Origin of the sequence: Paenibacillus soyae (assembly GCF_024623455.1) — a bacterium.
Classification (GTDB): domain Bacteria; phylum Bacillota; class Bacilli; order Paenibacillales; family Paenibacillaceae; genus Pristimantibacillus; species Pristimantibacillus soyae.
This window is the reverse complement of the sequence record NZ_JANIPJ010000013.1, coordinates 122,836-145,041: the sequence shown is the minus strand read 5'-3', so window position 1 is coordinate 145,041 and position 22,206 is coordinate 122,836. Positions and strand designations below refer to the sequence as shown.

At 55.4% G+C, this 22,206-nt stretch carries 19 protein-coding genes; 3 read left to right on the top strand and 16 right to left on the bottom strand.

Annotated elements, in window-relative coordinates; translation table 11 throughout:
- Nucleotides 1-127: 127 nt before the first annotated feature.
- The 7 genes from NQZ67_RS18170 to NQZ67_RS18140 form a co-directional block, all read right to left on the bottom strand.
- Nucleotides 128-634 (bottom strand): hypothetical protein, encoded by a 507-nt coding sequence (locus NQZ67_RS18170; protein ID WP_257448675.1) that lies wholly within the window; start codon nucleotides 632-634, stop codon nucleotides 128-130.
- Nucleotides 635-1,179: 545 nt separating this feature from the next.
- The gene (locus NQZ67_RS18165) at nucleotides 1,180-1,506 is read right to left on the bottom strand and encodes a thioredoxin family protein (RefSeq protein WP_257448673.1); all 327 of its coding nucleotides are present in this window, start codon (nucleotides 1,504-1,506) and stop codon (nucleotides 1,180-1,182) included.
- Nucleotides 1,484-1,867, bottom strand: a complete 384-nt coding sequence (locus NQZ67_RS18160; protein WP_257448671.1) for a MerR family transcriptional regulator — start codon at nucleotides 1,865-1,867, stop codon at nucleotides 1,484-1,486. Before NQZ67_RS18160 ends, NQZ67_RS18165 begins: the two co-directional genes overlap by 23 nt.
- A 102-nt stretch (nucleotides 1,868-1,969) precedes the next feature.
- Nucleotides 1,970-3,124 (bottom strand): copper amine oxidase N-terminal domain-containing protein, encoded by a 1,155-nt coding sequence (locus NQZ67_RS18155; RefSeq protein ID WP_257448669.1) that lies wholly within the window; start codon nucleotides 3,122-3,124, stop codon nucleotides 1,970-1,972.
- Nucleotides 3,125-3,204: 80 nt separating this feature from the next.
- The gene (locus NQZ67_RS18150; protein ID WP_257448667.1) at nucleotides 3,205-4,008 is read right to left on the bottom strand and encodes an undecaprenyl-diphosphate phosphatase; all 804 of its coding nucleotides are present in this window, start codon (nucleotides 4,006-4,008) and stop codon (nucleotides 3,205-3,207) included.
- Nucleotides 4,009-4,225: 217 nt separating this feature from the next.
- Nucleotides 4,226-6,355 (bottom strand): S-layer homology domain-containing protein, encoded by a 2,130-nt coding sequence (locus NQZ67_RS18145; protein WP_257448665.1) that lies wholly within the window; start codon nucleotides 6,353-6,355, stop codon nucleotides 4,226-4,228.
- Between the two features lie 200 nt (nucleotides 6,356-6,555).
- Nucleotides 6,556-7,320 (bottom strand): MerR family transcriptional regulator, encoded by a 765-nt coding sequence (locus NQZ67_RS18140; RefSeq protein ID WP_257448663.1) that lies wholly within the window; start codon nucleotides 7,318-7,320, stop codon nucleotides 6,556-6,558.
- 53 nt (nucleotides 7,321-7,373) lie between these two features.
- On the opposite strand from NQZ67_RS18140, the gene NQZ67_RS18135 reads away from it, so the two are divergent.
- Complete coding sequence (locus tag NQZ67_RS18135; RefSeq protein WP_257448661.1) at nucleotides 7,374-7,784, top strand: VOC family protein; 411 nt, start codon at nucleotides 7,374-7,376, stop codon at nucleotides 7,782-7,784.
- Between the two features lie 74 nt (nucleotides 7,785-7,858).
- Here NQZ67_RS18135 and NQZ67_RS18130 read toward each other — a convergent pair whose 3' ends face one another.
- Nucleotides 7,859-8,437 carry a hypothetical protein gene (locus NQZ67_RS18130; protein ID WP_257448660.1) on the bottom strand — a complete coding sequence of 193 codons (579 nt, stop codon included), beginning with the start codon at nucleotides 8,435-8,437 and terminating at the stop codon, nucleotides 7,859-7,861.
- A 201-nt stretch (nucleotides 8,438-8,638) separates the two neighbouring features.
- Between NQZ67_RS18130 and NQZ67_RS18125 the strand changes: the two genes are divergently transcribed.
- Nucleotides 8,639-10,801 carry a S8 family peptidase gene (locus tag NQZ67_RS18125; RefSeq protein WP_257448658.1) on the top strand — a complete coding sequence of 721 codons (2,163 nt, stop codon included), beginning with the start codon at nucleotides 8,639-8,641 and terminating at the stop codon, nucleotides 10,799-10,801.
- A gap of 60 nt (nucleotides 10,802-10,861) precedes the next feature.
- On the opposite strand, the gene NQZ67_RS18120 is transcribed toward NQZ67_RS18125, so the two are convergent.
- A complete protein-coding gene (locus NQZ67_RS18120) occupies nucleotides 10,862-11,632 on the bottom strand; it encodes a hypothetical protein (RefSeq protein ID WP_257448656.1) in 771 nt (256 codons plus the stop codon).
- A gap of 124 nt (nucleotides 11,633-11,756) precedes the next feature.
- On the opposite strand from NQZ67_RS18120, the gene NQZ67_RS18115 reads away from it, so the two are divergent.
- The gene (locus tag NQZ67_RS18115; RefSeq protein ID WP_257448654.1) at nucleotides 11,757-14,867 is read left to right on the top strand and encodes an ATP-binding protein; all 3,111 of its coding nucleotides are present in this window, start codon (nucleotides 11,757-11,759) and stop codon (nucleotides 14,865-14,867) included.
- A 59-nt stretch (nucleotides 14,868-14,926) separates the two neighbouring features.
- On the opposite strand, the gene NQZ67_RS18110 is transcribed toward NQZ67_RS18115, so the two are convergent.
- The 7 genes from NQZ67_RS18110 to NQZ67_RS18080 form a co-directional block, all read right to left on the bottom strand.
- Nucleotides 14,927-15,124, bottom strand: a complete 198-nt coding sequence (locus NQZ67_RS18110; RefSeq protein ID WP_257448652.1) for a cold-inducible protein YdjO-related protein — start codon at nucleotides 15,122-15,124, stop codon at nucleotides 14,927-14,929.
- 96 nt (nucleotides 15,125-15,220) lie between these two features.
- Complete coding sequence (locus NQZ67_RS18105) at nucleotides 15,221-15,649, bottom strand: GreA/GreB family elongation factor (protein WP_257448650.1); 429 nt, start codon at nucleotides 15,647-15,649, stop codon at nucleotides 15,221-15,223.
- A gap of 1 nt (nucleotide 15,650) precedes the next feature.
- Nucleotides 15,651-15,839, bottom strand: coding sequence for a sporulation protein Cse60 (locus NQZ67_RS18100; RefSeq protein ID WP_257448648.1), 189 nt, complete (start codon nucleotides 15,837-15,839; stop codon nucleotides 15,651-15,653).
- Nucleotides 15,840-16,128: 289 nt separating this feature from the next.
- Nucleotides 16,129-18,186, bottom strand: a complete 2,058-nt coding sequence (locus tag NQZ67_RS18095; protein WP_257448647.1) for an alpha-galactosidase — start codon at nucleotides 18,184-18,186, stop codon at nucleotides 16,129-16,131.
- Nucleotides 18,187-18,273: 87 nt separating this feature from the next.
- On the bottom strand, nucleotides 18,274-19,905 hold the full coding sequence (locus NQZ67_RS18090; protein ID WP_257448645.1) for an ABC transporter substrate-binding protein: 1,632 nt from the start codon (nucleotides 19,903-19,905) through the stop codon (nucleotides 18,274-18,276).
- A 59-nt stretch (nucleotides 19,906-19,964) separates the two neighbouring features.
- Nucleotides 19,965-20,852 carry a carbohydrate ABC transporter permease gene (locus NQZ67_RS18085; protein ID WP_257448643.1) on the bottom strand — a complete coding sequence of 296 codons (888 nt, stop codon included), beginning with the start codon at nucleotides 20,850-20,852 and terminating at the stop codon, nucleotides 19,965-19,967.
- A gap of 23 nt (nucleotides 20,853-20,875) precedes the next feature.
- A complete protein-coding gene (locus NQZ67_RS18080) occupies nucleotides 20,876-21,859 on the bottom strand; it encodes an ABC transporter permease (RefSeq protein WP_257448641.1) in 984 nt (327 codons plus the stop codon).
- Nucleotides 21,860-22,206: the final 347 nt, after the last annotated feature.

Below are 22,206 nucleotides of genomic sequence, written 5' to 3'. Positions count from 1 at the left end.
ACATTGGACTAACGGTTAATTTCTATTGAATGCTGCCCTTTAGCTTAACGACAAAAGGAGCAGCTGTCACGGTGGCAGTCTGCTCCTAGATTGATAAACTAACGTATTTACGTTACTTAATTTATTATTATTTGTCCGGATTCAAATATGATAACCATCCATACACATTCACTATTCGCCCAGTGAGCTCTCCATCTGTTCCTATTTCAGAAATTGCAAATGAAGGATATTCCGAATCATTTAAATCATCCATATATGTATGTTCAAAGCGGTAGAACGTGTCCATAATTCCTTCATAATGGAAAACTTTGAGTAATGTCATCAGCTCTTGACCAGTAATTCCAGCGTCGTTAATCTTTTGAACTGTATCTTTTATGATAGGATAACCATTCTTAGCCATCGATATTGCGCGATTTTCGGGGTCACTATCGTATTCACTTAGGCTCTTTTTTAAATAATGAACAAACCTATATTCTGACAGTGCAGGCGAATCTTCCTCAAGCTCTGCATAAGCAACTGCTAATGCATCATTTTCATCTGCGTTAGCATTCATTTTTTTGACCTTATTAATAAATACATCTGCCAAAGACCTTTTTTCATAATCGAGTTTGTCATACCATTCTTGAAAGAACATAATATCTCCCCATTACATGAATTTATAATAATAGCTTGTAACATTCGAGACATCGATACCAATTACCTTTTTTGTATAAAAAACGTTGTGAGCTGGCGTCCTGCTATTCTGCCCGTTTGTTCAATGGCCAGAGTTAAACGAACAAAAAGCAATGGATCGTGGTCCACCGCTACGCTCTTGTTCTCCGTTAGCGGAGTGGCCATCTCGCCGAAGACTCACGTTGCTAACGGAACTGACGGACGCTATTTGAGCTAAAAACCGCATTTTTGGATTCTTACGGAACTGTACGCTCTTATTCATCCGATTGGCCCTTCTCCACCATTAAAAAGGTGCAAATAACGTCGTTCAGTTCCGTAAGGAGCCACAAACCACCTGAAATCTAGCGAATAACGTCTGTCAGTTCCGTTAGGCAAATCCTGCAGTGTAGTGGTTTGATGAAACTGCCCATTAATGAAGCGGAAGCAGTCTATTACTTTATTTTCTTTGGACGCTAACGGGAGAGAAGCCCTGGCGCGGACGCCAGGGCTTCTCTTCTACTCGCGGGACTAAACAACCGCCATATTTCGTTCGATGATCTGCTCGTACAGGCTTCTTGGCCGGAGACCGACAAGCCTCTCGACGGGCTCTCCGTCGCGGAACACGATGACCGTCGGCATCGACATGACGCCGAATTCGCCGGCAAGGTCGGGCGACTCGTCGCAATCCACTTGCAGTACAGATACCGACTCCCCATAGCTGTCGGCAAGATCGTGCAGAATCGGCAGCAGCGTCTTGCACGGCGGGCACCAGACCGCGCCGAACTCCGCCAGGGTTACGCCCTTCTCGCGGATTGCCGGCTTGAAGGTGGCGCTATTCACAGGTTTTACACTCATCCTCGCTCTTCCTCCGTTCTTCCAGGATCGACCGGACCCGGTCCTCCAGGTTGGACTTGATGCTCGCGAGCAGCCGGATCTGATCGTCAATCTCGGCCAGCTTCCTCTCGTACACCGGCAGCACATTTTCGCAGAAGGCTTCTTTGCTCTGCAGCACGCAGTTCAAGAAACCTGCGATCTGCTCGGTCGTCAAACCCAATTGCAAATAAAGCTGTATCGTGCGAACCTGCTCCTCGGCAAGCGAAGTGTACTCGCGGTATCCGTTGGCCAGACGGACGGACGCCAGCAGGCCCTGCTGCTCGTAATACCGGATCGAGCGAATGCTCGCCCCGGTTCGTTCGGCAAGCTCTCCGATTCGCATCGGCATGCCTCCTTCGAAGGGGTACCCTCAGTATAAACCATGACATTAATGTGAGGGTCAAGCGAGTATCGAGGATTGGCCGCCCTGAGAGAATAGAGCCTGTCAGCGCTTCGCTAAATCGTAGGAGAACTCTGTCGTCAGCCCCCCTACAAAATAATAATGTTCAAGCTTCAGCGCATCGCCTTCGCGCCCCAGCACCTTGAGTCCGTCCCAATCGCGGAACTCCGTATTCAGTTTGTCCAGCGATTCATAAATCCCGACCTGCTCGGCGGTAAGCAACTCCTCCATCAGCTTTGTCGTTGCGCCAGTCTCCCTGTCGATCAACGTAAGCCAGCCGGTAGTCGAAGGCCGGACGACCATATACTCCGCATCATACCATTCGACTTGGAACGAAGCGTCTTCGTACCCCGTCATCTCCTGCAGATCATGCTCCGCCTCGATCACTCCGTCGGGGTTGACTTCGTACAAAATCGCGCCGTCCATTAACAGAGCGTTCCCCTCTGCTGATCGATCCAGGGTGCGAATCGATTGAAAGCCGTAATAGACCTTCGTTTCCAGCTTGAGCTGATCTTGGACCAGCACCATTTTGTAAATATTATCGTGGATATGCGGCTCTCCGTAGTTGTCGTGAAGCTTCAGGACGTGAACGTCCTCCGATAGTGGATCAACGGTGAACTCGCCGATATCGAGCACTTCGCCATTCGTATCCGCTACTTGCTTCACCGGCTCCTCCTGCTCCGCGAGATACAGCTCGCCGGACTGTCTGTTCAGCCAATATACCGTCGGCCCTTCAGCTGCCGTGATGTACTTGGCTTCGAAGCCCAGATTGACGCGGCGCTGCTTCCCGTCCCACTTCACTGTCGCCCCGAAGGCCTCGCCAACGAAACGCACCGGAACGTATACCGTGCCGTTCTTGTTGTATGGAACCACTCGCAGCTCGTGCGTTTTGCCGTTGATCTTCGCCTGCTTGCTCCCGAGAGCCAGCTCGATTCTCATCTCGGGATTCTGGATTACGATGCGTCTCCCGTCCGAGATCCATGTCGTGGCGCTGCCGAGCAGCGCTCCGGTTTCCCGCAACGGCAGATAAGCCGATCCATTCAGTAGAAATGGAGCATTCCGGAATTCTACGGCCGATCCCTCGTTCACAGCAACGGTAACGTCATTCGAGGCCGCGCTTGCCCCCGTCGGCACCAGAACCGTTGTCAGCGACAACAAGAAGGCGCCCAACAGCACCCGCCAGGACTTGCTTTTCCACATAAAAAACTCCCCCTCGCATTTGCTCAACGTCTACTACACATAGACGTTCGTAAGCGAGAGGGAGTTGCCCTAACTATTTTTTAGCGAATAACAAAGAAATAAAAGACCGCAGCCAGAGCGAACCGGTAATACGCAAACCATTCCAGCTTGATGCGTTTGATCAGCTTCAGGAACGTCACGACTGCGATCATAGCCACGATAAACGCCGCTACGAAGCCGATGAGGAACAGCAGCAAGTTATCCGACGTCAGAAGATGACGGCTGTCGTACATATCCAGCACCGTCGCGCCCATCATGACGGGAACGGAGATAATGAACGTAAAGTCCGCCGCAGCCTTCTGGCTCGTGCCGAGCAGCATGCCCCCGGAGATGGTCGCGCCTGAACGCGAGAAGCCCGGCCACAGCGCCAAGCATTGGAACAAGCCGATGCCGAACGCTTGCTTGTAGGAGATGTTGTCCGTCTCCTCCGCCGTCACCTTGCGCTTCGCTCTAGACGCGACGATCATGAGGATACCGCCGAGAATCAAGCTGATCAGGACGGGAGCAGATCCGAACAAGACGCTTTTTATGTAGTCGTTGAAGAGCAGATACACAATGAGGGCCGGAATCATCGCCAGCACCATGTGAACAACGTTTAATTTGTTCGGCACCTTAAATTTTAAGCTGGCTAAATCCTTCAGAATGTCCATGTACCTCTTCCAATAGAGGATCAGGACGGCCATGACCGCGCCGAGCTGAATGACGATCTTGAATGTCGTCGCCGCGTCTCCCTCGAAATTTAGCAGATCGCCGGCCAAGATCAGATGCCCCGTCGACGATACGGGCAGAAATTCCGTCAAACCTTCCAGAATGCCTAATATGATAGCGCTGATAAAATCCTGCATGTTTACTTATCCGCCTTTCTGCAGCCGCCTTGGGCAGCCTACTCGGGAAACATTTCCCTATGCTAGTGTAGTACAAGTATGCGGATTGAATCAATCGAAATGAGTGACATGAACAAATTCTAAAGATTACAAGTTTGTAAGATGTAAAAAAAAGGAACCCCATACGCGTCATCGATGAAGTGGATCATCGATGAAACGTATGGAGTTCGAGTCGATTTTAGAGCTCTAGTTGACCAAGAGGAGGATCGGAAGCTCGATAAACGATGATCTCATTACTCAGATGTCCCCATGCATTGTTAACTTCAGATTGCGTTGCATCCGGATCATTATTCACTCCGGCTGCGGCATTGCGTGCATTCGTCAATCGACTTATATATTCCGAACCGAATCCGGCAACGGCCAGCCACCTGTCTGCCTCTGCAATCACTATAGCCAATTCTGTTTTTTCCGCAGGTTTGACCACCGATTCTCGGAAGGTCGTCACCGCTCGATTCAAAGCATCGAGCGCGGCGTCCAATGTCGCTACGGTCGCCGCCGGGTCGTTCTTAGCCCCATTTGCCGCGGCGAGTGCCGTTTCCAGCGCTCCGAAAGCAGAAAGCGGGTAATTGCCTGGGGCCTCCCCGGTATTCTCGCTAGCTGTACGTGCAAGCGCAATCGCTGAATCAATGGCTGCGCCCAGCCCTTCTTTCATAAAAAAAACGTTGAACGTATCAGTTGCCGATTGGAGCGCATCAACCGCCGCATCCACGCCCGCCTGATCGAGGCTCTCGTTGTCTTTCGCCACCTCAGCTGCCGCGATCGCTTGATCGAGCTCATTGAAAGCTGCACCTTGAGGGAGTGTCACAACCACATATTGACTAGCCGTTACATTACGCGCAATATTTGCAGTCAATAACGCAAAGTTCAGCTCCGTACGATTCACGGCAGCCTGAGGCGTCGGTGCCGGAGGCGGGTTATACGCAGGCTGCTGTACCGGAGCGCCGTTTATATTCGAAATCTTATTCTTGATCTGATCGAAGTTTTCAATGATGTCGTTAGCGGAGATCGAGTCAGGCAGCATGACTTTGTCGATTTGCGCGTTCTGTCCGAGCTTCAATTTCGCGTTCGAGTTCAGCACGTCGAGCGTGCCGACCGGCGCGTTGATTTCCACTTGCTTGGCTCCTTCGCCAAGCGTAAGCTTTGGAATTTTGACGCCCGAATCCGCCTCGATTGTGGCATTGGCATTCACGACAATCTCGCCGACTTTCGTATTCCCTATGGCTTGAATCCGCACTTCGGGCTTATTGACGCCGACATTCCCAAGACTGACGTTGTTGAACACGACCGTATGCTCGTCGCCGCCGTTCACGATCGTGTCGCCTTCGACAACAACATTTTCACTATAGAAGTCGTGCGCCGCACCCGCCGCAACCTCGAAGTCGCCTTGCACGGTCAGATTGCGGACCGTCAAGAAATCCGCATCGGCTCTTACGCTGCCGGCGATGACGGCGCCTTTCCCATCGAGCACGAGATTGCCAGCAAACTCTGCTTCTCCTTCCTCAGGCGCATGCCCTGGAACCAGAAGACGAAGCTCGTTAATGCTTTTAATATGCCCGTCGCGTATAACCCCCGTCAGCTTAGAACCGATCAGCACGGCGCTGTTGCTCTCGTCGAAGAGACCCGACAAATCCTCAGCCGTCTCGAAAGTAAGACCCGACAACGTTACGCGGCCGTCCTCGAACCCTTCAATCGTCAGAGGAAGCAAGTTCGATGCGAACACGGCCAGATTAGCCGTTTCCTCTCTTGTCATCGTCTGATGCGGACGGATGCCGTCCTCTTCTATGTTCAGCAGTCCCGCTTCGACCGCTTTCCGCAGGCTTAGCTTCGCCCAGTCGCTCGCTGTTTCCAGATCGCTTGGCTCGGATGCGCCGCTTCCCATCGAAGGCTCGACCAATCCAAGAGCCCGTGCCAATACATGCGCGGCTTGCTCCCTTGTAATCGGGGACTCCGGCAGAAACGCGCTGCCCGTTCCGATCATCCAGCCTTGGCTTTTCAACAATTCGATCGCAGGCACAGCCCAGTGGCTTGCGGGAACGTCCGGGAAGGAGCTTGTCGTAACCTCGGGGACATCCAGCTCAAATATTCGCGCCACCATCACGGCAAATTCCGCGCGGCTCATTACATCTCCTAGGCGCAGGCCCTCCGCGTCTCCGTGAAGAAGCTGCCTCTGGACGGCGTCCGTCGTTTGTTCATTTAAATAAGGGACCGCTGTGTACGAAGTATTCCCCGCATAAGCGGACATGGGACTGACGGCCGTGGCTAGCAGAGCTGTCATAAGGATCAGTTTTTTTCCTGGTGATAAGTTCATGGTTGAGCTCCTTATTCCGATTATTGGTACGAATATGATATCGGAACAATTCACGCAACCCATTAGCTCTTTATAAGAAAAAAGTCCCACATTCATAATTCCCAAGCACCACCGCCCTATTGCTGGAAGCCCGATAAATAAAAGGGACCGCGGCAGCGGTCCAGCCTAAGCCGAACCCGCCGCCGCGGTCCTCGCAAACCTTATTCTTGCATCCCCGTGTAGATGAGGATCGCGTCTCTCAGAAACTCCGCCGTTCCCGGCTGCTTCTCGTCGTAGTACGCCCTGAAGCGTTCGTCTTCGACGTACATCCGCCCAAGTCCCGCATGTGCTTCCTTGCTGTAATCCTTCCAATAAAACATGAGCCACTGGCGGTGAAGGTCGGCCGCTTTCTGAGCCAGCTCCGAGCCGGGGTCTCCGCCTTGGAACGCCTGCGCAAGCGTAGCCGTCAGCTCTTCGTTCAGCTTCGTGACCGCGTCGTGCTGCTCCTTCGTCATGCTTTGGAGCTTGGCGTTCGATTGGTCGACCGTCTCGTCCCCGTATTTCTCGCGAATTTCTTTCCCGTATTTCTTCTCGTTATCTTCGATTATCTGCTTCTTGAAGCCTTCGAATTTCTGCTCATCCGACATGGCGATTCTCCCTTCGTGTAAAGCAATCGTGTTCTCCACATTGTGGATTAGGAGCTCGAGCTGCTTTTTTCTGTCGAGGAGTTGTTCGCGATGGGTCCTAAGCGCCAGCACGCCGTCGAACGCGGGATCCGTCATAATGGACTTGATCTGCTCGAGGCCGACCCCAAGCTCCCGGTAGAACAGGATCTGCTGCAGCCTGTCGACCTCCGCCTGACCGTAGATGCGGTACCCCGACGAGTTGATTCTTGCCGGCTTAAGAATCCCGATCTCGTCGTAGAACCGCAGCGTTCTCGTGCTGATTCCCGCTAACTTCCCCAGTTTTTGCACCGTATACTCCATACGCTTCCCTCCCGACATCTCAAAGGTACACCTTTACGTAACGTGAAGGTCAAGTGGTTTTTTTAACAAATAGACGCAGCTCTAACCGGACGTTGTCCGCAACTGCGCAAGCGAAGTTTTACGTTGAGGCCCTCGGAGGCGAGGTTGTGTCCTCCCTTACCCATGGCGAAGGGATGGGCGCAGAGAACGAATATAAGGACAAGATCATGCATATGTGCCTAGCCGTTCCCGGCGGCAACCTATTTATGGCCGACGCGATGGAGCCGTTCCAATACGGGACGGGCATGTACCTCTCCCTTGAATTCCAGTCCGAAGCCGAGGCGCAGAAAGCATTCGCGAACCTGGCGGAGGGCGGCCAAGTCAAATATCCGTTCGAGCTCCAGCCGTTCGGCATATTCCTCGGCGAGCTGACGGATAAGTTCGGCGTGCTGTGGATGATTATCGCGGAGCAGAAGAACGATTAGATTTCTAGAGCAGAACCTCCCATCCGGTCGCGGATGGGAGTTCTTTTTTTTTTTTGCAGAGTGTCACGAGTCCGCTACTCCGTCACCGTAACGGTCGTATACACTTCGCCCCTGTAATCGCTGTCCACCACTTCCTCCGTCAGGGAGAAGTTGCATACCGCGCTGATCAAATAGGTGCCCGCCGGGAGCCGAAGCTCTTTCTCCGCGTAGAACTTCTTCCAGAAGGCCGCATCCGGATCATCCGCCCCGAAGCCGCCGCTTTTCTCGAACGGATATTCGAACGTCTCTCCGCGCGCCAATTCGTGCGAAGCCAGCTCCAGCGTGGTTGCTCCATCCATATCGAAGTCCTTGCCGTCGGTTATAGCAAAAACGACTCTAGTCCCCGGTCCCCACACCGTAATGGATTCCTCTTCGCCGATATAAGTAAGCGAAGCCGATAGCTCGATAGGCTCTCCAGTCTTAAACTCCGTTCTGCCGATGTTCAGCTTCATCTCGAATAGATCATCCTTGTGCACCAGCTTCGGCTCCGCCATCTTCTCCGCGAGCGCCGGAGGCATCGTGCCCATCGGTTCTTCCGTCTTGTCTGATCCGCATGCGCTCAGCAGGATAATCAGCATCGCGGCCGCTAGTAATCGCGGTAATCGCCGGCTCATCGCCATCACCTCTTTCGAGCATTTCCCTTATAGACGAAAGAATCGGGAGAAGGTTCCAGTCTCAGACTCTCAACCTGGCCCTCTCATGAGCCGATATACAATAGGAAGTCTATTAACGTTGTAAATCTATCAAGTCGTAAATGATAGATTCTTTTTCTCTTACAAGCCACGAACCACATCCAGAAGAGAAGGAGACTCCGCATGACACTCTCATCCATATATATTAAATCCATCTTATCAGTTGTCCTGCTGTCGCTGGCGCTTCCGACGCAATGGGCATCTGCCGGCGCGTCTCCCGGAGCGACTCAGCATGAGGTGATTGTCGTTTACAAAAACGAAGAAGGCAAGGCCGCGATCCTCGAGGACAGCTCGGATGTATCGCACGAGTTCGACATCATACCGGCTGTGGCCGCATCGGCAACAGGCCAGGAGCTCGCCGAGCTCGCGAACGACCCAAACATCGCTTACATCGAGCCTAACCGGCTGTTCCGCGCGGTCGAAACCGGGCTTCATCCGGCCGCGGAGCAGGCCGAGCAGTCCCAGTGGGGCTTCCAGGCGATTCAGCCTGCGCCTATGTGGAGCGCCGGGTTTACCGGCGCTGGCGTGAAGATCGCCGTAATCGATACCGGCATCCACCCTCACCGCGAATTAACGATCGCGGGCGGCGTCTCGACCGTCGACTATACCGGCGATTTCGCCGATGACAACGGCCACGGCACGCATGTAGCGGGCATCATCGCGGCGAGGCGCAACGGCGAAGCCATGGTGGGCATCGCCCCGGACGCGGAGCTGTACGCCGTCAAGTCCATGGATGCAAGCGGGAACGGCACGCTTCAGGATCTGCTCGAAGCGCTCGAATGGAGCATCGAGCATGGCATGGATATCATTAACCTGTCGCTGGGCTCGCCCGAGGACTCCCCTCTTATAAGGGAGATGGTCGACCGCGCCTACGCCGAGGGTATCGTCGTAATCGCCGCGTCCGGCAACAATCAGGTAGACGTGCCGCTCAGCACGTATACCGTCTATTACCCGGCCAAATACGACAGCGTCATCGCGGTAGGCGCCATCAGCCGCTGGAATTCGCGCGGCGACTTCTCTTCCGTCGGCGCTGAGGTCGAAGCAGCTGCGCCCGGCGTCGATATCATCTCGACTTACGTGAACGAGAACGGCACGGACGGCTACGCCCAGGCTTCCGGCACATCGCAGGCAGCGCCTCATGTTACGGGTATGGTTGCCCTCTTGATGCAGAAATATCCATCGATGACGAACGCGCAGCTTCGCAGGGAGCTTCGGAAATTCGCGATCGATCTCGGCACTCCCGGCCGGGATATCGAATTCGGGTACGGCGCGTTGACTTTCGCCGCGCCTTCGGGCTCTTCTTCGGCATATGAGCCGCAAAGCTTAAGCGAAGCTGTATTAGAGGGCAGCGAAGGCGGTCGATTCCAAGAAAGGCTGGAAGCTTGGAAGTCGGAATGGAGCTTGCGCGAGCTGCCGGCGCGGACCTTGCTTCGGGGCAACGCCCCGCTGGGAGTTAGTCTGCAGCTCGCCGCGGGAAGCAGTAATTTCGCTTACATCGACGAGTCCTCGGTTCGTTATGGCGAGAATGTGTTCGTCCTGAACGGCTCGGGAGAGCGTATGAACGATTTCATCGTGCAGGTCTTATTCAACCGGATCGTTATCACGCCTTCCGTAGATGCTCTTCTTCATCCGAACGAGACGTATAGGCTGATCATTGATTCGTCGGTAAGAGGCAAAACCTCTTTATCCGCAAGTACGGCCTACGAGCTAACCAGCCCTCTGCTGATCCCGTTCTCCGTCGCTCAGCCTACCGCGTACGCCTTGACGAAGCAAGGCGCCTGGTACGATGAAACGGTTCAGTGGGGACTCGAGAACCGCATCGTGACCGGCTATGAGGACGGCTCCTTCAAGCCGAACAAGCCGGTCAGCGAAGCCGAGTTCCTCGCCATGCTGCTGCGCGCGTTCGAACCGGACCTCTCTCTCGTCCAAGGCGAGCGATGGGCGGATTCCTATTACGCCCGCGCCAAGGCGCTGCGTTACCCGGTCAAGAGCTATACCAGCCTCACTCCCCGGGGAACAATCATAGCTCGCCGGCAAGTCGCAGAGCTGATCTCCTCGACGGACGGCGTCCGCTTCTCGGGCGACGACGCCATCCATTATCTGCTCGCCTTCGGCCTTGCGGAGGGCAAGCAAGCGGCGCCAAGCATCGAGGGCTTCAATGGCGCCAAAGGCCTCACCCGCGCCGAAGCGCTCCAATTCGTACGCAACGTCATCCGATACGGCAGCGGCGCGCTGCTGGAGCGGCCGCTCCGCGCATCCGACCGCGGTGACCTGCCCGAGCTATAACAAACAGAGAGGCAGACCAGGACACGAGAGAATCGCGCCTTGGTCTGCCTCTTTCCTATCCTATTTTGTAATGAGGCTCTGCAATTGTTTAAAAGCTTCTTCGCTTATCGTCTCGTCAGGGCTTCCATAGTTTAACGTAAACATTTCCCCGTCTTTCACTTGATACTGCATGATATATCTTCCCGACCCTATATCTTCGCTTTCCCCTAGTACAATAATGGCTTCCGCATAGGTCATTTGGGGCGTTATTTTTTTGAGTTGTTCTTGCGTGACGGTTTTTGTTTGATTTTCGGATGCAAGGACAGTTCCGACTTTCGTTATTTCCCCCATTTTCCCCAGCTTGTTCAAGCTTCCGTAAATTCTCTCGTCCGCTCTCGAATCCGGCTGTTTCTTGTACTGAATGGAATAACTGCTCTTCTCGCTGCCTGCTTGCCATATGGACGTTATTGTCGGGATATCCGGATTATATTGAGAAGACAGATATGTCCAGAAGCTCCCTGCATAGATCCGTACCCCATCCGCCATCACGACGAAAGGCTTGCCGCTCATCGGCACCTTCCCCTCCAGCTTTTCCTCCAGGCTGATGCCGGCCTTCAACGAGAATTCATGCTTCTGCCAATCGTATCTCTCGATGTCCTTGTGCGTAAGAATCGGCATTTCTTCCAAAGGGAGGTCGCTAAGCTTTGCTCTCATTGCTTCTGTCGCAGATAAGTCCTTAACCAAATACAAGGAGACCTCCGTATCCGTCGTCTTATTGTCATTCTGGCAGCCCGCCATGATGAATAGGAGCAAGCTCAGAATGAAGCATCGTTTCAATATGGTTGCTAGCATAGCATAGGAACCCCTTTCTGGCGAATCGCACGCCCCTTTCCTCTGAAGACGTAAGTCAGGCTTCTATAGTTGCGTCGATTTGGTATGATGAGAGAGCGAATCTATGTGCATCGGGGTTGAAAACTTGGTTTCCAAAAGAAAGACGCTCATCATCCTTATTCTCTTTGTTATCGCTATCACCGGGCTGCGGCTAACCTTTCTCCACTACCAGAATCCGCCCGCCCAACCCAGAGCGGCCGAAGGCGTGCTGGATCTGAGGGGATGGACGATTCCCGACAACCGAACCCTTACGCTGAACGGGGAATGGGAGTTCACTCCCTCCCGCTTCATCCAGCCGGAATCTCTGTCTGCCGGTTCTCCTGCGGCTAGCGCTTCATTTATTCAGGTGCCCGGCGCATGGGAGCAAGCCTTCAAGGAGTCTACCGACTCTCCCTACCGATACGGCACGTACAGGCTGCGCATCTTGATGGACGATAACAGCGACGAAACGTACAAGCTCCGGGTCAACCGGATCAATCATGCGTCCGCCTTCTATGTGAACGGGCAATTAGCCTTCCAGAACGGCTTGCCTTCCGAGAATCAAGATCCGTCCAAAACGAGAGTGAATCCCTATTCCGTCACGCTCCCCTCCGGCGGCGGAACCGTCGAGATTATCATTCATGTTTCCGGTCATGCCGGAAACGGCGGCCTAACGGAATCCATTCGATTCGGAACGGAGAAGGCCGTGAATCAGTTGAATCTGCTTTCGGTTGGATTGCAGGTTGGACTTTGCGTCGTCTTTCTGATTCACGGCATTTATGCGGCGATGCTGTTTCTGTTCAGAGTCGCGAGCAGAGGGCTGCTTTATTTTTCGCTGATTATGCTGATGGGCATGATGACGGTATTGGTTGCGGACGAAAAACTGCTATTTGTTTGGTTCCCCATGCCTTACGAGTATCACTACAAAATTGCGATCCTGTCCTATATCGCCGTCGTGGCCTTTATTCCGCCTCTATTCCGGCACATGTTCGACGCGCCCGGCAAGATCAAGAAGCTGCGTTGGTTCACGGTCTACAGCGCCTGCTACGCCCTTTTCTTGCTGATCTCGCCTGCCCGATACATCGAGACCTCTCTCATCCTGCTGGGACTCGGCTTCTTGTTCTCTGTCATCGACTCGGGCAAAATCCTGATTCGCGCCTTCCGCAAGAATGAAGACGTCATCTACGTGCTCATCGGACTGACGGCGCTCGGCGTCAACATTTTATGGACGATTGCCGAAGGGAGATTCGATCTCGAATGGATCCATTATCCGTTCGATCTCGCTTTTGCCGTATTCGCTTTTGCGGCGTTCTGGTTCAAACGCTTCTTCCGGGCGAACGCCCAAACGAAGCGGCTAGCCGATGAGCTTCGGCGGGCGAACCGGCAGAAGGATGACTTTCTCGTGAGCACGTCCCATGAGCTTCGAAACCCTCTGCATGGCATTTTGAATATTACGCACAGCGTGCTGGAGGATCCCTCCTCCCCCTTGCCCGACGAGCATCGGAATCGGCTGGAGATTCAAATTGCCGTGGCCAGACGCATGTCCTTCATGCTGGACGATCTCATCGATATCACGAGGCTGAAGGAGAGCACCATCCGTCTGCAGCCCGGGAACGTTCATCTTCTTCCCGTGGTTAACGGGGTAGCCGATGTCCTTCGGTTCATGCTGGACGGCAAACCGATCGCTCTTCATATCGACGTCGACGGCCAATTCCCGAAGGTACGTGCCGACGAGAACAGGCTTGCCCAAATTTTATTTAATCTGATGCATAATGCCATTAAGTTTACGGATGCCGGAACGATTGCCGTCCTTGCCGAGCTGAAGCACGGCCTCGCCCATATTCATATCAAGGATACGGGAATCGGAATGGACGAGGAGACGCGCAATCGGATATTCGCCCCTTACGAACAAGGAGATTCGGAGCGAATCAAAGCCGTCGGCGGGTTCGGGCTCGGGCTTAGCATCGCCAAGCAGCTGGTCGACCTGCACGGCGGAACGCTGGACGTTGTCTCCTCGCCCGGCCAAGGCTCCGTCTTCACCTTCACGCTGCCTTTGGCCGTAGAAACCGATGACGAAGCTTCCATTATCTCGTCTCTGCCATTCATTCCCGACGCTCATTCGGAAATCGCGGCGGCGTCCGTTCCATCGGATGAGCCTGAACGCAGCTCCAAGACGGCTGCGGAAGTTCCATGGAGAAGCGCGCCTAGATTATTAATCGTGGATGACGACCCTGTGAATCTGAGGATCCTGGAGGATATGCTGTGTACGTGGCACTACGACGTGACGACCGCGGCCGGCGCGTCCGAAGCGCTGGCTGAGCTGGAGACGGCGCAATTCGACCTCGTCATATCCGACGTGATGATGCCGCATATATCCGGCTATGAATTCACTCGTCTCGCGCGGCAGCGGTTCTCCGTATCGGAGCTGCCCATCCTGCTGCTAACGGCGCGAAGCCGTCCGGAGGATCTCTACGCGGGCTTTCGGGCGGGAGCCAACGATTATGCGGCCAAGCCTGTCGACGCGTGGGAGCTCAAGTCCCGCATACGCTCGTTGATCGATCTGAAGCTTTCGTTCGAGGAACGTCTGCGCATGGAGGCGGCATGGCTGCAAGCTCAAATTCGGCCGCATTTCCTCTTCAATACGATGAATTCGATCGCGGCGCTCGGGGCGATGGATGTGGGCAGGATGCAGCGGCTACTCGAGACGTTCAGCCATTACTTGCGAACCTGTTTCGATTATCGGAATGCCGACAAGACCGTTGCCATAGACCGGGAGCTCAGTCTCGTCCGCTCCTATCTGTACATCGAGCGGGAACGGTTCGGAGAGCGCCTGAACGTCCAGTGGGAGCTTGATGAGAGTCTGCATTTCCTTGTACCGCCTTTGTCGATTCAAACGTTGGTGGAGAATGCGGTCAACCATGGCCTGCTGCCCCAGGCCCGCGGGGGAACGATACACATTCGGATTGCAAGCTCGGAGCAGCATATAGAAGTGTCCGTAAGGGACGATGGAGCGGGCATGAGCGAGTCGGCCCTGCAGCAAGTGCTCGAGGCGCCGCCGTCTGCAAGCATGGGAATCGGAATTCGGAACACGGACCGCCGACTCAGACAGCTATATGGCGCTGGGCTTCAGCTGCACAGCACTCTGGGGGAAGGCACTACTGCGAGCTTCAAGCTGCCTAAGCATCAATGGGCGGCAGAGAAGAAGAACACGAACTAAAAACGCATCTTCAACAGGCCTATGCGCTTTGCGCATAGGCCTGCTCGATTTTTGCGATGCTAATACGATTTCGTTACGGCCTTGGGCAGAAGCCTGGTGCTTCCGACCATTCCCGAACGGCACAGCGGACAAGTCGGCTCCGTGACGAAGGACATGTCCTTCCTCATCCAGCACCCGCAATGGCTGTCGCTGCACTCCCAAACGTCCGTTTCGAATAAGGGGCTTTCGATTGAGCGATAAGGTTTACTACGGTTCATCGTAAATTTTCCCCCATGTCGCAAGCTGGCTTACACTAGTATGGAATAGACTCATGTTATAACCTCCGGAATCCTATAACCGTTTATGATGTGATGCTAAGGGTACGAAATTTGTTCAACCACGTACTCGTATTCCCCATCGGGCAGCTCTACCTTCACATCCGTATACAGGGGAGCGAGCAGCAGCTGCCTGCCGAGAGGAGAAAGAAACGAAATGCAGCCCGTATCGATATCGGAGTTATCGGGATAACAAATCCGGTACGTCTCCGAAGCGTTCCACTGCTTGCTGCGGATGCTGACGGTGCTGCCGATAATGACGCAGGTTAACCTGAAATCGGGCTCTTGGTTCAAAGAGATGACCAGTTTTTCTAATCGATGCACATACCGCTGCAGCAGTATTTCGATCTCCTTGCGCTCGCGGACGCGGCTCGGCAACGGAAAATGTGCATTCAGCATGTCTGTCTTGGACTCTTCAAGCCGAATCATCTGGTGAAGAATCTGATCCTTCAATTCAAGTGTATGCATGCTATCCTCCTTGTTTGGTCCTGTAAATGATGGCGATATGACGCTGTTTCATAAGAAATGGATGCTTGCATTCAATGACCGAGAACTTAAGATCGACGAACTGGTCGGGGTCTAATGCGGATAGAAAAGCGTTGGCCTCGTCGATTGCCCTGCGGGACAGCGTATCCGCGAACGTCTTGACTTGAATCATGCGTGTCGTATTCCTCTCTTCAAAAAATATCTTGGCTGCCGGCCTTACCTTGTTCGCGTAGATGAAACACCTCCTAAGCCATCCAATCAGCCATACATTAAATGTAAAAAACGTCCATACATGCACAAAGGCACTCCGATGGACGAACCGATCGGAATGCCTTTGTAGCTCTATGTTATGGATACATTCAATGTAATGCCTATACCGCCGATTATGCCACCGCGCATGTTAAATGTCAACAGAAATGGATTCGGTTTACTTTTAATGGGTAATATTCAGACAAATGACATCACCTGACGAATAAGAGCTTCGACTCCGCCGGCTCCAGAACAACCTCGAAGCTCTCGGTGCCGGCATCAAGTACCGTCTCTTCCCCCGTCCACAAATCGCGGACGGACATTCCGGCGCCTCCGGCAAGACCAAGCCGGGAAAAGGCGACCGTCTTCGTCTTCGCCGACGACGCGTCGAAGTTGAAGACGGCGACATACATGCCCCCGTCGCCTTCCAGCGCGAACAGCTCCTCCCCGCCCGTGCCGCTGCCGCCTTCGACGGGACGGAACGATTCCCCTCGGCGCGCGAGCGTCATGACGGCCTCGTTCGTCATCCAGGCCTTCGCCCTGCGGGCTGCCTCCTCCATCCGGTAGTCGTCGCCGAGCAGCAGCGACGTGCCCGCGATGACGCCCGCGTTCAGGCGGCTGCGCCCTTCATGCTCGGTCGTCTCCCGCTGATTGGCGCTCTTGTAGAGCACGACGTGGTCCGGGTCGTTGAACCGGTACAAGCGGTCGCTGATCCACCAGCCGTACGTCAGCGCGTTCAGCATATACTCCGTGTCGTCGATCAGCCCGAACGCGTCGCAGGAGACGCGGCGGCTGTGCGCGTAGCCATGCGGGAACAGCGGCGCGATCGACAGGTTGATCAGGAACGGGCGCCCCAGCCGCTCGGGACGGAGCGCATCCGCGATGGCCGCCATCCCTCGGTTATACGCCTGGATGCCCGTGCGCACCGCAGGATCGAAGTGCCGTCCCTCCATGGCGCCGTGCGCCAGAAAGTCCATTTTCAAATACTTGAAGCCCGCGGCAACCACCTCGTCCAGCTTGCGCATGATGCGCGCGATCGACTCCGGATGGGACGGATCGATCGGGAACGCGCCGTCCAGCTTCGGCAGCGGACGGCCCGCCGCATCCTTGAGCAGAATGTCGCGGTAAAGCACCTTCCCGCCCGTCCCCTCGACCGGCGTGTCCGGATTGCTTCCCCAGAATGCGAACGGCGTGTAATATGTGCCCGGCTTTTGCCCGTTGGCCTTCACCCGCGCGACCGCGTCCTTCAGCTGCTCCTGCGTCAAATTGTCCGAGAACGCGTCGAAGTTGACGTACAGGCTGCCATCCATGTCGGCGAAGCCGTTCTCCTGCAATTCGGCCGCAAAGAAGTCCGACGTATGCGTAAAGACGTCGTAATCCAGCTTCGCCATGACGGCCGACCAGCTGTTCCAGCCCATTGGCACGCCGCCGGCCCAAGGGAGTGCGGGCTGGAGCATCGCGTTCGCCTGCCCGTACGCCTCCATGCCGTCCCGATAATCCTCGAATGCCCCGACGAAAATAACGGGCGACGTGATCGACCGGCCGCTTAGCGAGCCGTGCGGCACCGTGTCGCGGGTCTGCAGATCGGACGCGCCCGCCGCGACGCGCAGCCGGCCGACCGCTTCGCGGAACGTCCCTTCGACCTCGACGGCCGTCTTCCATGTGTCGTGCGTCACCGAGCCGATGACGAAGCCGCGGCGCGATTCCGTGCGGTACACGGCCGTCGCCTCATAGCTGCGGACGCTGCCCGGATTCGGATGCGAGGCGAAGCGCACCCACTTGTCGTTGTCGTACGGGATGAACAGCGACCGAATCTCTTCCTTCGACCCGTCGCCGAACTCGAGCACGGCGCCGTCGTTCAGATAGGCGGCGAGCGGCGTCAGCTCGTTCGTCTCCCATTTCGTGTCGTGCGACGCCTCCAGGTCGACGAGCGCGTAAGGCCGTCCTTCGTACAGCCGAATCCGCTGCTTAAGCACCGGCTTCCCGTCCAGTCCCCCGTGCTCGAACGTAAAACCGATCCCCGCGCCGAACGGATCCCTTATGGCCTCCACGGACGCCTCGGATACGCCGTGCGCGGGATAGTGGCTGCTTCTTAAGATATCGCCGCCGAACCGCGCTTCCGCGTACAGCCCGTTCATCGCCTGGCCGTCCTTCCATATGAAGTCCAGCGTTCCCTCCGCGAGGCTCGCGGTCACCCTCACGAAGCCGTTATCCGCCGCAAACGCGCCTTCCCCGTTCTCCAGCTTGATTGCTCCCATCATCGTCGCCATCCCCATCTCTCCTTCTCCCTATGTATTAAACGCCGCGCCGAGAAGAGGAAGAGGCCAGCAGTGCTGGCCCCCCCTTCCGTTACCTTCTTATTGCCACAGCTCTTTGCGGGCATTGTAGTTTTCGGTGTAAATCTTCTCGACCTTCTCGTCGCCCGCGGCCTTCATGTCCGCCAGCATCTGGTCGAAGATCGCGCTTGCTTCGTCAGCCGACGAAGCCATAATCGCCTTGGTAATCGCCTGCTTCGTAATGTCGCTGATCTTCTGCTCGCTAAGCGCCTCCGGCGTGCCGCCCGCCGGGCCCAAGCCGTCGAAGATCGCGGTGTCGAACACGGAGTCGGACAAGTTTTTGATCGCCATCTGGTCGATCGGCGAGCGCTCGTAGCGGCCCGGCAGGTCGTACGGCGTGCCGTCCGCGCCCGGTCCGTTCTTGATGAACCACGTCCACTTGCGGATGCCCGTTTGCTTCGTGTAAGCGGCCCAGTCATCCTTGAAGCCTTGCAGCACTTCCGGACGCGGCGTATGCTTGCCGTCCTTCATATCCCAATGCGTGCCTTCGATGCCCCACATGAGCAGGTATTGGCCTTCTTCGCTCGCGAGGAAGTTGATGAACTGCATCGTGCGCTCCGGATTTTTGTTCTTCTTCGTAATCGCGATCGCGTCCCAGCCGAGCGAGCTGCGGCCGCCGTACGTCGTCTTCGCCGGATCGACGCCGTCGGCGACGACCTTGTAAGCGAATAGCTGCGACTCTTCGCTGCGGTCCTTTTTCAGAATCGTGTTGGAATTGCCAAGGTCCCAATAAGCGCCCGTCGAAGCGAAGATGGTGCCCGTCGCGATCTTCTGCTCCCAAATCTGACGTTTGTTGATCGCCCACTCCTTATCCATGAGGCCGGAGCGGAACAGGTCGTTCATGTACAGAATCATGTCCTTGTATTTCGGATTCTTCACGTCGTACTGCAGGACGCCGTCATGCTCGTAGTAGCCCGTCAGGCCGAACATGCCCTTGAACGTGCCCATCGTGCCGCCGAAGTTCTCGCCGTCCATCGTCAGGGCGATCGTATCTTTGCCGTCGATTTGCGGGTACTTGGCTTTGAAATCGGTCAGCAGCTGCTTGAATTCGGCTTGCGTGAACGGCACGCCGCCCTCCGCTTTGTCCGGTGCCAGCTCCTTCAATATATCCTTTCGCATGTTGAAGCCGAACACCGGCTCGTGCTCGAGGCCGTACCAGTTGGACAGGTAGTAGTTTTTGCCGTCCCGGTGACGGGTCTTGTTCAGCACGTCGCCGTACTGGGACGCCACGTCGGGGCCGTACTCGGCGATCAGGTCATCCAGCGGAATGATGGAGCCCGCTTCGATATACTTCGTCACCAGGTCGCTCGAGCGGTCGAACATGATCATGTCGGGCAGGTCGTCGCTCGCCAGCATCAGGTTCAGCTTCTCCGTCGGATTGCCCGTCGGCTGCTGGATCTCGATCGTCACGCCGGTGCGCTTCGTAATTTCCTTCGCGACCTCGTTATCGAATTTGTCTCCCGTGTTCTTGTCAAAGAACGTAATCGTAATTGGCTCCGTGCCCGGATCCGCCCCTTCTCCCTCCGCGCCGCCGTTCGTCTGCCCGCCTCCGTTCGCCGGCTCGCCGCCGTTATTGCCCGAAGAACAAGCGGATAACAAGGACAGCAGCATGACGGCCGACAGCAGAAGCGTAAACCATTTTTTCGCTTGCATACGTAATCCCCCTCTAATCGTTATGTTCATGCTAATATGGGAGCCCCGCGCGATCAACCTTAACTTTTGACCGCGCCGAGCGTCATCCCTTTGACGAAATACTTCTGAAGGAACGGATACACCATGATGATCGGCAAGGTCGCCACCATCGTCGCCGCCATACGGATCGTGTCCGGGGAAACGGCCAGCCGCTTCGAGGAATTCGCCATTTGCTGCGCTTCGCTAACCATGGAGCCCGTCTGGTATTGGTTCAGAATCTTGACCAGCACCGCCTGCAGCGTCTTCAGCTCCGGCTTATACGTGAACACGTACGAATCGAACCAGGAATTCCAGTGGCCGATCGCCGTGAACAGCCCGATCGTGGCGAGCACCGGCGTCGTCAGCGGCAGAATGATGCGGAAGAAGATGTGCATGTAATTCGCGCCGTCCATCTTGGCCGATTCGTCCAGCTCCTGCGGCAGTCCTTGGATGAACGTCCGGACGATGATCATGTAGAACACGTTCATGAGGCCCGGCACGACGAACACCATGAAATTGTCGATCAGATTGTAGCTCTTCAGCACCATGTAGTACGGAATGAGCCCCCCGCCAAAATACATCGTGAACACGAAATACAGCGTCCAGAAACGTCCCGCCACCAGCTCCCGCTTGCTGAGCGAATACGCCAGCATGCTGATCGTCAGCACCGCGAGCGGCGTGCCGATGATCGTCCGGAGCACCGTCACCCGAATCGCGGTCCAGATCTCGCTGTCGCTCAAGATTTGAGCGTAGCTCGCCAGGCTGAACTCCCGCGGCCACAAGTACAGGTTGCCTCGCAGCGTGTCTTCCGCGCTGTTCAGAGAGATGATGAACACGTTCCAGAACGGATAGAACGTAATGATGAATACGGCGACGATGAAGGCGTACACGAAGGTCATAAAGAGAAAGTCTTTCCTATCGCGAATCATTCGGCTGCTCCTCCTTCCCTTCCCTAGAATAGCGATTGCTCTTCCATCCGCTTGGCCATCTGGTTCACCGTGATGACGAGGATGAACGCGACCACCGATTTGAACAGGCCGACGGCGGCGCCGTACGAGAACATGCCGTTCTGCAGGCCGTATTTGTACGTGTACGTGTCGATGACCTCCGCGTAATTCATGACCGTGGCGTTCTGCAGCAAATATTGCTGGTCGAAGCCCGCGTTCAGAATGCCGCCGACCGCGAGAATCGCGAGAATGACGATCGTCGGCTTGATCGAAGGCAGCGTAATGTGCAGCATCTGCTTCAGCCGGCTCGCCCCGTCCACCTTGGCCACCTCGTACAGCTCGGGGTTGATCGCGGATATCGCGGCCAAATACATGATGGCGTTGAAGCCCATATCCTTCCACGCGTTCCCGAGCGCGATGATCCACCAGAACAGCGGCCCCTTCTGCATGAACGCGATCGGCTCGTCGACGATGCCGAGCCCCGTCAGGATGTTGTTGATGACGCCGCCCGACGACAGCATCGTGATGATGATGTTCGCCGCGATGACCCACGAGATGAAGTGCGGCATATAGGATACCGTCTGGAACGTCCGCTTGAACCAGCCGTTCCTCATCTCGTTGATCATGAGCGCCAGAATGATCGGCAGCGGGAAGCCGAACAGCAGAGACAGGAAGCTCTGCGCCAGCGTGTTGCGCATGATGCGGACGAAATCGCCGTTCGTGAAGAAGTATTCGAACCACTGCAGGCCCACGAACTCCGTCGTGAAAAATTGCCGGAAGAACGCTCCGCCCCCCGGCGAATAATTGATGAACGCCATGTACAGGCCGAACATCGGCACGTAGGAGAACAGCAGCGTGGCGGCTATGGCGGGGAGCATAAGCACGTACAGCAGCCGCTGCTCCTTCAGCCTCGCCATCAGGCCGGCTTTGGCGGCGCGGACGGCCGGTTGCCCGTTAATCCCGGGCCGCGCCTTCGGTCGTATGATCATCGTGTGGCCCCCTATCGTTGAACTCTGGCTTGCCTTGCTTCGTGATCCCATTATAGGACCGGCAAGCGCCCTCCGAGATAACCGAATCTACCGATTCGTAATCGAAACGAACGCACTTCCAATCGCTGCATTGTTGAATACTGGCATTGCCGTTACACTAGGGGAAAGCGCTTTATTGGTATTGTTGATCGTTAAAGTGCATGTTCTAAAAGTCCAGTTTTCAGCACCGAGAAGATTGGATGAAGCTAGGAAATGAGGAGCGGAGCGTAGTGAAGGCTACGTGAGCACCGGAAGTTCCGGCTGAATTCAATATTCGATGTCGAATAAGCTTCCCGATATGCTTCGTG